Origin of the sequence: Pseudomonas rhizoryzae (genome assembly GCF_005250615.1) — a bacterium.
Lineage (GTDB): Bacteria > Pseudomonadota > Gammaproteobacteria > Pseudomonadales > Pseudomonadaceae > Chryseomonas > Chryseomonas rhizoryzae.
Window position 1 is genome coordinate 110,292 of the sequence record NZ_SULM01000003.1, and the last position, 12,544, is coordinate 122,835.

The following is a 12,544-nucleotide window of genomic DNA, read 5'->3' on the forward strand; positions in this document are numbered from 1 at the left end:
TTTCGGAAAAATCGATACCTACCCGAGCAGTCCTATGGCCTTCACTCTGCGTCAGGTGCGTTACTTCGTCGCCACCGCCGAACTCGGACAGATTTCCCAAGCGGCGGCGAACCTGCACATCTCGCAATCGGCGATCACCAGCGCGATCCAGGAACTGGAGCAACTGCTCGGCGCCGCCTTGTTCACGCGCACGGCCCAGGGCATGACGCTGACCGATAACGGTCGGCACTTCCTCAACCACGCCTATTCGATCCTGCGCAGCGTCGATGACGCGCTGAACAGCCCGTTGCCGGACACCCAGTTCAACGGCAGCCTGAACGTGGCCGCCAGTTACACCGTGATGGGCTACTTCCTGCCGCACCACCTGCAACGCCTGGCGCAGTGGTATCCGGACCTGCGCATGCACCTACACGAACGGGAACGGGTGGATATCGAGCAGGGGCTGCTCGGCGGCCGCTACGATATGGCCGTCGTGCTTACCGGCAACCTGACCGAGCCGCAAATCGCCGCGGAAACCCTTTTCAGCTCGACGCGCCGGCTCTGGCTGCCCGCGCGCCATCCCCTGGTCGAGCAACCCGCGGTGAACCTGGCCGATGTCGCCGCTCAGCCGTACATCATGCTCACGGTCGACGAAGCCGGTGAGTCCTCCATGCGTTACTGGCGCGCCAGTGGGCAGGAGCCGCGGGTGATCTTGCGCACCAGTTCAGTGGAAGCCGTTCGCAGCATGGTCGCCAATGGCTCCGGCGTCGCCATCCTATCCGACCTGGTCTACCGCCCCTGGTCGCTGGAGGGTAAACGCATCGAGACGCTGAGCCTGCTCGACCCGGTCCCCTCGATGAGCGTGGGCTTGGCCTGGCACCGGGAGCGTGAGCTGACGCCCGCCATGCAGGCCTTCCGCGAATATTTCCGCCAGTCCTTCCTGACCCCACAACTGACCAGTACGAGACGCTAGGGAAGGTCGAAGACGTCCAGCCGGGCCAAGAGCGACAGCCAAGCCGGCTCCAGGCTACCGATGGCCGAGCACGCGCGGCACTGGCACAGTGCAAGGCCAGCCCTGTCACGGAGATCGTCATCATGCTGATCGACCACCTGGATCACCTGGTCCTGACCACCGTGGACCTCACCGCCTGCGAAGACTTCTACACCCGGGTGCTGGGCATGCGCCTGGAGGCGTTCGGTGCCGGGCGCAAGGCGCTGAGATACGGCAACCAGAAGATCAACCTGCACGAGCGCGGCCGGGAATTCGAGCCCAAGGCACACCTGCCAGTGCCAGGCGCGCTCGATCTCTGCTTCATCGCCTCCCAGCCGCTAGAGGCGGTGATCGCCCATTTGCAGCGCGAAGGCTGGCCGATCCTGGAAGGCCCGGTGGACCGTACCGGTGCCACGGGGCCGATCCGCTCGGTCTATGTACGCGATCCGGATCTCAACCTGATCGAGATCGCCGAATACCAGGCCTAGCGCGGCCGACCGAACACCTGGGTCCAGTAGAGACTATGGGTGCTGCGCGGATTGAGCGCGTAGGCCGCGCCCATCTCGGTGAACTCGGGATTCATCAGGTTGGCGCAGTGTCCCGGACTGGCCAGCCAGCCCTGCATGGCCTGGGCCACCGAGCCGGCACCGGCGGCGATGTTCTCGCCGATGCGGGTCCAGCCATAGCCCTGCTTGGCCACGCGCTCGGCCACGGTGCCGCCACCGGGCGCCGTGTGGGAGAAGAAGTCATGGCTGGCCATGTCCTGGCTATGGGCCAGGGCGGCCTTGGCCAGCGCCGGATTCCAGCGCAGCGGCGTGGTCGCCGCGAAACGCCGGGTACCACAGGTGCGTGCCTGAGCGCGGGCGCGATTGACCTCGGCCAGCACCGCCTGGCCAGCGACCTGCCAATCCCCCAAGCCCGCACTCACCACCGGGCGCGCCAGCACCAGTTGCCAGCGCGGCCCCTGTTGGCTCACGCCGATCTGGGCAAAGTCGCCGCTGGCCAGCGGACGGCAATACTGCTGACGCAAGCCGGCCATGGCCGCCTGGGCGGTGGGGGCGCCGGCCAGCAGGATCACCTGCACGGCGGCGGCCTGGTAGCCCGCGGCGCGCAGGTCGCTCTGCAAGCGGTCGCGACCCGTCAGGCGCACCGCGGCCAGGCGGCTATCGGCAGCCAATGGCGCGGCAGCGCGTGCCCCGGCACAGCCCTGGGGGGCGGCGCGGTAGGCGTTGATCAGGCCGAGCAGTTGGGTTTCCTCGGGTGTCGCCGCCAGGGCGACATTGGCCAGCAGGCCAGCGGTGAGCGACAGGGAGACAGCGAGAAGACGAGACATGCGCGAACCGATCCGGAAACAGGGAAGCGCTATGTACCCGGCCTGGGCGCAGGGTGCAAGCCAGCCGCTGCGCCAGCCGAGGAACGGACGGCAGTTTGCTTGCCAGGGCGATTGGGGTAGGCTCGCCGGTCAATTCAACAGGAGTCATCCCATGGCCAAAGCCTCTGCCCGCCACATCCTGGTTTCCAGCGAAGCCAAGTGCAACGAACTCAAAGCCGCCATCGAAGGGGGCGCCGATTTCGCCCAGGTGGCCAAGGACAACTCCAGCTGCCCCTCCAGCCGCCAAGGCGGTGACCTGGGCACCTTCCGCCCGGGCCAGATGGTCAAGGAATTCGACACCGTGGTGTTCAGCGCTCCGCTGCACCAGGTCCAGGGTCCGGTGAAGACCCAGTTCGGTTATCACCTGGTGGAAGTCACCAGCCGCGAGGATTGATCCCGCGGGCGCTCCCGCCCTGCGCGGGAGCGTCGTTCCCTCTCCCTCCGCGTTCCCGGCTATCCTGCAGATTCCCCTGCCCCTTGCGAGGATAGCGCCTTGTCCACTCCCCTCTCCTGCCACGGCCAGTGCCTGTGCGGCGCCGTCCAGCTCGATTGCCGCCCCGACAGCACCGAGGTATCGGCCTGCCACTGCCAGACCTGCCGCCGCTGGGGCGGAGGCCCGCTGCTGGTCGCGGAATGCGCGCAGCAGCCCCTCATTGGCGGCGGTGACGCCCTGGCCATCCACGCCTCGTCCGACTGGGCGGAGCGTGGCTTCTGCCGCCACTGCGGCACCCATCTGTTCTACCGACTCAAGGCCAAACCCTACTACGCCATCCCCGTCGGCCTGCTCGGCGATGGCCCGGATTGGACCCTGACCAGCGAAGTCTTCATCGACGAGAAACCCGCCTGGTACTGCTTCAGCAACCAGACCCGCCAGTTGACCGGTGCGCAGCTGTTCGCCGAACAGGACCCGTCCGACCCGACCTAGCGCCGTGCTGCTGCGCCCTCGCTCGCCGTAGCGGACGGATCACCCCACATGAGTGACTACCAAGCCGGGGTGTCGCTACCGTTCGTCGGTACTGACTGGCGAGTCCTCCCTCCGCTCCCTCCCCTGGGCAGCGGCCAAGGCCGGATACCAAAGTCCGCTCAACCCCCTCTGCTATGACCGCAGGGTCACGGCCTAGGCCTTGGCTTACGGCCCTGTTTCGCCCCGAGCCGCGACCCGTTGGTCACCAATAGACGCCTGAAACCCACTGCACACCTGCTCTACGACTTTTGTAGTGACTATACGAAAGCACTACAAAACCTAGTTGACGACGCCCTGATCTCCTGCAAATCTCTAAGTGCACCGGACGCGAACCCCCTATCCATGCGGGTCGCGCCTGGGCTCCGGGTGACCCTCGGGCCGTCTTGCGTAGTGATGCTCAAGAGGCACTACAAGAGAAGACGACTGGAACGCCACGCTGCTCGAGGCAGCGTCGCCAGAGGTGACGTCCGGATCCATGCAGGCACGCACGGCGACATGACTCGACAGCTGGGCCCACCTCTCGCCTTCGCGACTGGCAGCCAGATGGCAACCGCCATCCCCCTGCCAGGCGTTGGGAAAAGACTGGTACCCAAGCAACCCTCATCAGGAAGGATCGACTCATGTCCGCTTACGAGAACGACGTTCAGGCCATCGCCGCCCTCAAGAACAGCACCGGCAATCACTGGAGCGCCATCAATCCGGAATACGCCGCCCGGATGCGCTTGCAGAATCGCTTCAAGACCGGTCTCGACATCGCCCGCCACTGCGCGGCCATCATGCGCCGGGACATGGCCGCCTACGACGCCGACAGCAGCGCCTACACCCAGTCCCTGGGCTGCTGGCACGGCTTCATCGGCCAGCAGAAGCTGATCGCCATCAAGAAGCACCTGGGCAGCACCCAAGGCCGCTACCTCTATCTGTCCGGCTGGATGATCGCCGCGCTGCGCTCGGAATTCGGCCCGCTGCCCGATCAGTCCATGCACGAGAAGACCAGCGTGCCGGCGCTGATCGAAGAGCTCTACACCTTCCTGCGCCAGGCCGATGCCCGCGAACTGGGCATGCTGTTCCGCGAGCTGGACGCCGCCCGCGCCGCCGACGAGAACGCCAAGGCCGCCGCCATCCAGGCCAAGATCGATAACCACGAAACCCACGTGGTGCCGATCATCGCCGACATCGACGCCGGTTTCGGCAACGCCGAAGCCACCTACCTCTTGGCCAAGAAGATGATCGAAGCCGGGGCCTGCTGCATCCAGCTGGAAAACCAGGTCTCCGACGAGAAGCAGTGCGGCCACCAGGACGGCAAGGTCACGGTGCCCCACGAGGACTTCCTGGCCAAGATCAACGCCGTGCGCTACGCCTTCCTCGAGTTGGGCGTGGACGAGGGCGTCATCGTCGCCCGTACCGACTCCCTGGGCGCCGGCCTGACCAAGCAGATCGCCGTGAGCAAGCAGCCGGGCGACCTGGGCGACCAGTACAACGGCTTCCTCGACTGCGACGAGGTGGACGCCAGCCAGCTGGGCAACGGCGATGTCCTCATCAGCCGCGGCGGCAAGCTGCTGCGGCCCAAGCGCCTGGCCAGCGGCCTGTTCCAGTTCCGTGCCGGCAGCGGCGTGGACCGGGTGGTGCTGGACTGCATCACCTCGCTGCAGAACGGCGCCGACCTGCTGTGGATCGAGACCGAGAAGCCCCACGTAGGCCAGATCAAGGCCATGGTCGACCGCATCCGCGAGGTCGTGCCCAACGCCAAGCTGGTCTACAACAACAGCCCGTCGTTCAACTGGACGCTGAGCTTCCGCCAGCAGGTGTTCGACGCCCTGCAGGCCGAGGGCAAGGACGTCTCCGCCTACGACCGCGCCAAGCTGATGAGCGTGGACTACGACGACACCGAACTGGGTCGCCTGGCCGACGCGCGCATCCAGAGCTTCCAGCGCGACGCGGCGCGGGAGGCAGGCATCTTCCACCACCTGATCACCCTGCCCACCTACCACACCGCGGCCCTGTCCACCGACAACCTGGCCAAGGGCTACTTCGCCGAGGAAGGCATGCTGGCCTACGTCAAGGGCGTGCAGCGCCAGGAGATCCGCCAGGGCATCGCCTGCGTCAAGCACCAGAACATGGCCGGCTCGGACATGGGCGACGACCACAAGGAATACTTTGCCGGGGAAGCCGCGCTCAAGGCGGCGGGCAAGGACAACACCATGAACCAGTTCCATTGATCACGGCCACTGCGGAGGACACGCTCATGAACCTGAACGACAACCCCAGCCTGGACGATCTCAAGCAACTGTTCGCCCGGCTCAAGGACAAGAACCACAACCACATCCTCTGGGTCTGCGAGAGCGGCGCGGTGCACGTCGACCGCCTGCCCGGCGGCGAGACGCCCGAGCAGTTCGAAGAGCGCCATCCCAGCCTGCGCATCCGCTTCAAGACCTACAACAAGGGCGGCGGCTACGTTGGCAAGTCGGCGGCGGCGGACGACAACTTCATCCGAAGCGTCCACGCTGCCCTGCAGGAACACTGGCGCCTGGCCGGTCGGCAGCAACAGCCGGCCTATGTGGATCGTTACTACTAAGCCATGAAAAAGGGCGCGATGGGTGCTTAGTCACCCATCGCGCCCTGCCCCAACCTTCGAGGCGACTCGCCTGATCCTGGATGGCCCTCTTGGATCGAGCGAGTCGCCTCTTCTGTTTACAACACGAATAGATCCACGAAGCGGTGCACCGGCGTCGCTTCCAGTCCTGCCTGATCCTTGCACAGCTCGAAGATCTGAGCGCAGCGACCGGCCGGGAAGCGCGTGGCCAGGTTGTTCTGGAATTTGCGCTCCAAGAGCGGAATGCCCTCTTCGCGACGCCGGCGATGGCCGATGGGGTATTCCACGGCGATCTTCTCGGTGCTGCTGCCGTCGGTGAAGAACACCTGCAGGGCGTTGGCGATGGATCTCTTGTCGGCTTCCAGGTACTCGCGGCTGTAGCGCTCGTCCTCGACGATCACCATCTTCTCGCGCAGCTGGTCGATGCGCGGATGGGCCTGGTGGAAGGCGTCCTCGTAGTGCTCGGCGACCAGATCACCGAACAGCAGCGGCACGGCGATCATGTATTGCAGGCAGTGGTCGCGGTCGGCGGCATTGGCCATGGGACCCTGCTTGGAGATGATGCGGATGGCCGATTCGTGGGTGGTCACCACGATCTTCTCGATCTGATCGACGCGATCACGCACCTGGGGATGCAGGAGCACCGCGGCCTCGGCGGCGGTCTGGGCATGGAATTCCGCCGGGAAGCTGATCTTGAACAACACGTTTTCCATCACGTAGCTGCCGAAGCCCTGGGGAAAGCGGAATTGGCGCTGGTCGGCCGGCTTGGTGGCCAGGTCCTTGTTGGTATGGCTGAACAGCACGTCATAGAAGCCCCACTGAGGCGCGCTGAGCACCCCGGGAATGCCCATCTCGCCACGCAGGGCGATGTCGGCCAGGCGCACGCCGCGGCTGGAGGCGTCACCCGCGGCCCAGGACTTGCGGCTGCCGGCGTTGGGCGCATGGCGATAGGTGCGCAGCGCCTGGCCATCGACGAAGGCGTGGGACAGGGCCGCCAGCAGTTGCTCGCGGTTGGCGCCCATCAGCTTGGCGCTGACCGCGGTGGAGGCCAGCTTGACCAGGAAAACATGGTCCAGGCCAACGCGATTGAAGGAGTTCTCTAGTGCGAACACCCCCTGGATCTCATGGGCCATGACCATGGCTTCCAGCACCTCACGCATGGTCAGGGGCGCCTCGCCCTGAGCCACGCGGCGCTGGGAGAGGTGGTCGGCCACCGCCAGGATGGCGCCGAGGTTGTCGGAGGGATGCCCCCACTCGGCGGCCAGCCAGGTGTCGTTGTAGTCCAGCCAGCGAATGATGCAGCCGATGTCCCAGGCCGCCTTGACCGGGTCCAGGCGATAGCTGGTACCCGGCACCCGCGCGCCCTGGGGTACCACGGTACCCTCCACCTGGGGGCCGAGCAGCTTGGTGCACTCGGGGAAGCGCAGGGACAGCAGGCCGCAGCCGAGGGTGTCCATCAGGCAATTGCGGGCGGTGTCCAGGGCCTCGCGAGAGGTGACCTGGTAGGTCAGCACGTAGTCGGCCAGGTCCTGGATGACCTGGTCGTAATCGGGTCGGTTGTTGAGATCGACGTTGGCGCTCATGAGATTTCCTTTATATCGTGGCCGTGGCGGTCCGCCGATGCGGCCGCTCCTACGGGGGTTGGCTGCCGAGGCCGCTCCCGTAGGAGCGGCCCATGGCCGCGATCAAACATTCACCGATTGGCGATGGGCGTGAACGGCCGCTGCTCCACACCGATGTAATCCGCGCTGGGGCGGATGATGCGGTTGTCGGCGCGCTGCTCGAAGACGTGGGCGCACCAGCCGGCTGTACGCGAGCAGACGAAGATCGGCGTGAACAGCGGCGTCGGGATGCCGAGGAAGTGGTAGGCCGAGGCGTGGTAGAAGTCGGCGTTGGGAAACAGCCCCTTCTCTTCCTTCATGGTGCGGTCGATGGCTTCCGAAACCGGGAACAGCACCCGGTCGCCCACTTCCGCCGCCAATTGCCGGGCGTAGTCCTTGATCACCTCGTTGCGCGGATCGCTGTCGCGGTAGATGGCGTGGCCGAAGCCCATCACCTTTTCCTTGCGTTCGAGCATCTGCTTGAGACCCGCGACCGCGTCCTCCGGCGAGGCGAAGCGCTCGATCAGCGCCATGGCCGCCTCGTTGGCACCGCCATGCAGCGGCCCGCGCAGGGAGCCGATGGCACCGGTGACGCAGGAATAGAGGTCGGACAGCGTCGAGGCGCAGACCCGGGCGGTAAAGGTGGAGGCGTTGAATTCGTGCTCGGCATAGAGGATCAGCGAAACGTTCATCACCCGGGCGTGCAACTCGCTGGGCGCCTTACCGTGCAGCAGGGTTAGGAAGTGGCTGGCGATGTCTGGGGCGTCGCTGCTGCAGTCGATGCGGGTGCCGCTCTGGCTGAAGTGATGCCAATAGAGCAGGATCGCCGGAAAGGCACCGAGCAGGCGGTCGGCCACCAGCTGCTGGTCGGCGAAGCTGCGCTCCGGCTCCAGGGTGCCCAGCAGCGAGGCGCCGGTGCGCATCACATCCATGGGATGGGCGCTGGCGGGAATGCGCTCCAGGCCTTCCTTGAGTGGCTGCGGCAGGTCGCGCAGCGCGGCCAGGCGCTGGCGGTAGGCGTCCAGTTGCGCCTGGGTCGGCAGCTCGCCATGGAGCAACAGGTGGGCGACTTCCTCGAAGTCGGCCTCAGCGGCCAGTTCGCGGATGTCGTAGCCCCGGTAGGTGAGGCCGGCGCCGGTCTTGCCGACGGTGCATAGCGCGGTCCGGCCGGCGACCTGGCCACGCAGGCCGGCGCCGCCAAGGGTTTTGCTGTCTGCCATCGTCTCGCTCCTCTTGGAGTTGTTATGCGAAAAAGCGGGCGTTCAGGGTGGAGCCTCAGTGCTTGTGTTGCTGGAACAGGCGATCCAGCTGATCTTCGTACCTGTGATAGTCGATGCGGTCGTAGAGCTCGGCGCGGGTCTGCATGGTGTCGACCACCGCCTGCTGGCTGCCATCGCGGCGGATCGCCGTGTAGACGTGCTCGGCGGCGCGGTTGGCGGCGCGGAAGGCCGACAGCGGATAGAGCACCAGGCTGACCTCGGCCCCGGCCAGCTCCTCGGTGGTGAACAGCGGCGTGGCGCCGAATTCAGTGATGTTGGCCAGGATCGGCACCTTCACCGCCTGGGCGAACTGGCGGTACATGGGCAACTCGGTCATGGCCTCGGGAAAGATCATGTCGGCGCCGGCCTCGACGCAGGCGCAGGCGCGGTCGATGGCGGCCTGCAGGCCCTCCACCGCCAGGGCGTCGGTGCGGGCCATGATGACGAAGTCGGGATCGGTACGGGCGTCCACCGCGGCCTTGATGCGGTCGACCATCTCCTGCTGGCTGACGATCTCCTTGCCCGGCCGATGACCACAGCGCTTGGCACCCACCTGATCCTCGATATGCATGGCCGCCGCGCCGGCCTTGATCAGCGACCGGACGGTGCGGGCCACGTTGAAGGCCGAGGCGCCGAAGCCGGTGTCGACGTCCACCAGCAGCGGCAGGTCGCAGACGTCGGTGATGCGGCGCACGTCGATCAAGACGTCTTCCAGGCCGCTGATGCCCAGGTCCGGCAGCCCCAGGGAACCGGCCGCGACGCCGCCGCCGGACAGGTAGATGGCCTGGAAGCCGGCACGCTTGGCCAGCAGCGCATGATTGGCGTTGAGGGTGCCGACCACCTGCAGCGGGCGTTCGGCGGCGACGGCGGCGCGGAATTTCTGGCCGGGACTGACGGCAGGCATGGCGTTACCTCGACTGAGCTTGGACTAGGGGATGGTGCTGCAGATTGCGCTTGGACGCGGCGATGTGGCGGCGCATCAGCAGTTCGGCCAGTTCGCCGTCGCCCTCGGCCAGGGCATCGAGGATGCGATGGTGCTCGGCGAAAGCCTGGCGCGGCCGGTTGGGGGTGGCGGAGACCTTGAGCCGGTACATGCGCACCAGGTGATAGAGCTCGCCGCACAGCAGCCGCACCAGCATGCCGTTGCCGCTGGCCTGGATGATGCGGTAGTGGAAGTCGTGGTCGCCTTCCTGCAGGTAATAGCCGGTGCCGGCCTGGAACGCCGGGTCGCGCTCGTGGGTATCCAGCAACTGACGCAGTTCGTCGATGCCCTGGGGCGTGAGGCGCTCCGCCGCCAGGCGGCAGGCCATGCCTTCGAGGGATTCGCGGATCTCGTAGAGTTCGACCAGTTCGGCCAGGCTCAGGGCGGCGACCCGGGCGCCGGCATGGGGCACCCGCACCACCAGCCGTTGGCCTTCCAGGCGATGGATGGCTTCGCGCAGCGGACCGCGGCTGATGCCATAGGTACGGGCCAGCTCGGGCTCGGAAATCTTGCTGCCCGGCGCCACGTCGCCGCGGACGATGGCCTCGCGAATGCGCCGGAAGACCTGCTCGGAGAGGGTCCCGCTGTCGGTCTCGGGCGCTTCGGCCTGGAGGGGGCTATCGATCATTGTCGACACCTTTTGTGTTTATGGGCTGAATAACTACGCCTGAACGCCTTTCCCGTCAATCTTTGTCGACAATCCAGCTGTGACAGTCTGTATCTCCCCTCCCCCTGAGCGGGTTCGCTACACTAGCGCGCCATCTACCCAGCCGACCTCGCCATGCCCTTCTGCCACCTGCATCCGCTGCCCTACCACGCCGAGCCCACGGCGCGTTTCGCCCTGCTGCAGGGCGAGCCCGGCGCGGTGCTGCTGGATTCCGGGCGGCCGGTGGCCGAGCGCGGTCGTTACGACCTCATGGCGGCCTGGCCGCTGGCGGTGCTGCAACCGGCAGCCGACGAAGATGGCCGCGCCTTCTTCGCCCGGGCGCGTGCCGCCTTGGGCACACTAGGCCGAGCGGAATTGCCGGACCAAGTGGAGCTCCCCTTCGCCGGTGGCCTGCTGGGCTATCTCGGCTATGACTTCGGCCGGCGCCTGGAACGGCTGCAGGAGGGTGCCCGCGCCGATCTGCAACTGCCCGATGCCCGCCTGGGGCTCTATGCCTGGGCGCTCACCACCGATCACCAGGCGCGGACCAGCCAACTGGTCTGCCATCCGGCACTGGACGCAGGCGAACGGCAGCGGCTGATCGCCCTGTTCGAAGCCGAGGCAACGCCCGAGACCTCGGACTTCAGCCTCACCGCGCCCTTCGCCGCCGACATCGACCGCGATACCTATCGCCAGCGCATCGAGGCCATCCAGGCCTATATCGCCGCGGGCGATTGCTACCAGGTCAACTTCGCCCAGCGCTTTCGCGCCCCCTTCCAGGGTTCGCCCTGGGCCGCCTACCTCGCCCTGCGCGCGGCCTGCCCGACGCCCTTCTCCGGCTACCTGGCACTGGACAGGGGCGCCCTGCTCAGCCATTCGCCCGAGCGCTTTTTGCGGGTGAGCCGCGGCCAGGTGGAAACCCGGCCAATCAAGGGCACCCGGCCACGCCGCGCCGATCTCGCCGCCGATGCCGCCGAGGCCGAGGCCCTGCTGGCCAGCCCCAAGGATCGCGCCGAGAATCTGATGATCGTCGACCTGCTGCGCAACGACCTGGGGCGCAGTTGCCGCATCGGCTCGGTACGGGTGCCCGAGTTGTTCGCCCTGGAGAGCTATCCCAACGTCCACCACCTGGTCAGCGCCGTCACCGGTGAACTGGCCGCCGGGTTGGACGCCCTGGACCTCTTGGCCGGCAGCTTTCCCGGCGGCTCCATCACCGGCGCACCGAAGATCCGTGCCATGCAGATCATCGACGAGCTGGAAGAGACCCGCCGCGGCCCCTACTGCGGTTCGCTGCTCTACCTGGACGTGCGCGGCGAGAGCGACAGCTCCATCCTGATCCGCAGCCTGCTCGCCGAAGACGGCGTGCTCAGCTGCTGGGGCGGCGGCGGCATCGTCATGGATTCCCACTGGGCCGACGAGTACGCCGAGTCCCTGGCCAAGGTGCGGGTGCTGCTGGAGACGCTGGAAGCCCACAGCTGATCGAGCTTTGTTACCATGACGTCATCTTCTCCCTGCCTGGAGCCCGCCATGTCTCTCGATCTCGCCCGCATCAACGCCGACCTCGGCCGCGACCCCGAAAAGCTCGTCGCCTGGGCCCTGGGGCTGGGTAAAAGCGCCATCGTCACCACCAACTTCCGTCCCTTCGAGGCGGTGATCCTGCACCTGGTCAGCCAGGTCAAGCCGGATATCCCGGTGGTCTGGATGGACAGTGGCTACAACACCCCCGCCACCTATCGCTGCGCCGACGAGATCGTGCGCAAGCTCAATCTCAACCTGGTGACCTACCTGCCCAAGCGCTCCCGCGCCCACCGCGAGGCCATCGACGGTCCGGTGCCGGGGCTGGACGATCCGCGTCACGCCGCCTTCACCGAAGAGGTCAAGCTCGAACCCTTCGCCCGCGCCCTGCGCGAGACCGCCCCGGAGGTCTGGTTCACTGCCCTGCGCGCCACCGACACCGCCGTGCGCGCCCAGATGGACCCGGTCAGCGTCAATCCGGATGGCCTGATCAAGGTCGCGCCGCTGCTGCACTGGACCTCCAAGGACCTCTACCAGTACCTGACCGCCCACGACCTGCCCAACGAATTCGACTACTTCGATCCCACCAAGGGCGACGAGAATCGCGAGTGCGGCCTGCACCTCGCCCACTGAGTCGACGTCTTT

General features: G+C 66.6%; 13 protein-coding genes. 8 read left to right on the forward strand and 5 right to left on the reverse strand.

Annotated elements, in window-relative coordinates; translation table 11 throughout:
* Nucleotides 1–34: 34 nt before the first annotated feature.
* Nucleotides 35–952 (forward strand): LysR family transcriptional regulator, encoded by a 918-nt coding sequence (locus tag FAZ11_RS05100; protein WP_058773605.1) that lies wholly within the window; start codon nucleotides 35–37, stop codon nucleotides 950–952.
* 125 nt (nucleotides 953–1,077) lie between these two features.
* The gene (locus FAZ11_RS05105) at nucleotides 1,078–1,458 is read left to right on the forward strand and encodes a VOC family protein (protein WP_099049459.1); all 381 of its coding nucleotides are present in this window, start codon (nucleotides 1,078–1,080) and stop codon (nucleotides 1,456–1,458) included.
* Here FAZ11_RS05105 and FAZ11_RS05110 read toward each other — a convergent pair.
* Entirely contained in the window at nucleotides 1,455–2,303 is an 849-nt protein-coding gene (locus FAZ11_RS05110; protein WP_058773603.1) for a CAP domain-containing protein, read from the reverse strand. The genes FAZ11_RS05105 and FAZ11_RS05110 overlap by 4 nt on opposite strands.
* A gap of 151 nt (nucleotides 2,304–2,454) precedes the next feature.
* Between FAZ11_RS05110 and FAZ11_RS05115 the strand changes: the two genes are divergently transcribed.
* From FAZ11_RS05115 to FAZ11_RS05130, 4 genes are all read left to right on the forward strand, one after another.
* On the forward strand, nucleotides 2,455–2,736 hold the full coding sequence (locus FAZ11_RS05115; RefSeq protein WP_007160531.1) for a peptidylprolyl isomerase: 282 nt from the start codon (nucleotides 2,455–2,457) through the stop codon (nucleotides 2,734–2,736).
* Nucleotides 2,737–2,835: 99 nt separating this feature from the next.
* Nucleotides 2,836–3,267 (forward strand): GFA family protein, encoded by a 432-nt coding sequence (locus tag FAZ11_RS05120; protein ID WP_058773602.1) that lies wholly within the window; start codon nucleotides 2,836–2,838, stop codon nucleotides 3,265–3,267.
* 659 nt (nucleotides 3,268–3,926) lie between these two features.
* Nucleotides 3,927–5,522, forward strand: a complete 1,596-nt coding sequence (locus tag FAZ11_RS05125; protein ID WP_058773601.1) for an isocitrate lyase — start codon at nucleotides 3,927–3,929, stop codon at nucleotides 5,520–5,522.
* A 26-nt stretch (nucleotides 5,523–5,548) separates the two neighbouring features.
* Complete coding sequence (locus tag FAZ11_RS05130) at nucleotides 5,549–5,878, forward strand: hypothetical protein (RefSeq protein WP_058764486.1); 330 nt, start codon at nucleotides 5,549–5,551, stop codon at nucleotides 5,876–5,878.
* 116 nt (nucleotides 5,879–5,994) lie between these two features.
* On the opposite strand, the gene prpD is transcribed toward FAZ11_RS05130, so the two are convergent.
* The 4 genes from prpD to FAZ11_RS05150 form a co-directional block, all read right to left on the reverse strand.
* Nucleotides 5,995–7,479 carry a 2-methylcitrate dehydratase gene (prpD, locus tag FAZ11_RS05135; protein ID WP_058768558.1) on the reverse strand — a complete coding sequence of 495 codons (1,485 nt, stop codon included), beginning with the start codon at nucleotides 7,477–7,479 and terminating at the stop codon, nucleotides 5,995–5,997.
* 110 nt (nucleotides 7,480–7,589) lie between these two features.
* On the reverse strand, nucleotides 7,590–8,717 hold the full coding sequence (gene prpC, locus FAZ11_RS05140) for a bifunctional 2-methylcitrate synthase/citrate synthase (RefSeq protein ID WP_058773600.1): 1,128 nt from the start codon (nucleotides 8,715–8,717) through the stop codon (nucleotides 7,590–7,592).
* 55 nt (nucleotides 8,718–8,772) lie between these two features.
* Nucleotides 8,773–9,660 carry a methylisocitrate lyase gene (gene prpB, locus FAZ11_RS05145; RefSeq protein ID WP_058768559.1) on the reverse strand — a complete coding sequence of 296 codons (888 nt, stop codon included), beginning with the start codon at nucleotides 9,658–9,660 and terminating at the stop codon, nucleotides 8,773–8,775.
* Nucleotides 9,661–9,664: 4 nt separating this feature from the next.
* Nucleotides 9,665–10,366: a GntR family transcriptional regulator gene (locus tag FAZ11_RS05150; protein ID WP_027598994.1), complete on the reverse strand. Its 702-nt coding sequence runs from the start codon at nucleotides 10,364–10,366 to the stop codon at nucleotides 9,665–9,667.
* A 153-nt stretch (nucleotides 10,367–10,519) separates the two neighbouring features.
* On the opposite strand from FAZ11_RS05150, the gene pabB reads away from it, so the two are divergent.
* Nucleotides 10,520–11,863: an aminodeoxychorismate synthase component I gene (pabB, locus tag FAZ11_RS05155; protein ID WP_058773599.1), complete on the forward strand. Its 1,344-nt coding sequence runs from the start codon at nucleotides 10,520–10,522 to the stop codon at nucleotides 11,861–11,863.
* Between the two features lie 48 nt (nucleotides 11,864–11,911).
* Nucleotides 11,912–12,532 carry a phosphoadenosine phosphosulfate reductase domain-containing protein gene (locus FAZ11_RS05160; RefSeq protein WP_017641933.1) on the forward strand — a complete coding sequence of 207 codons (621 nt, stop codon included), beginning with the start codon at nucleotides 11,912–11,914 and terminating at the stop codon, nucleotides 12,530–12,532.
* Nucleotides 12,533–12,544 lie beyond the last annotated feature (12 nt).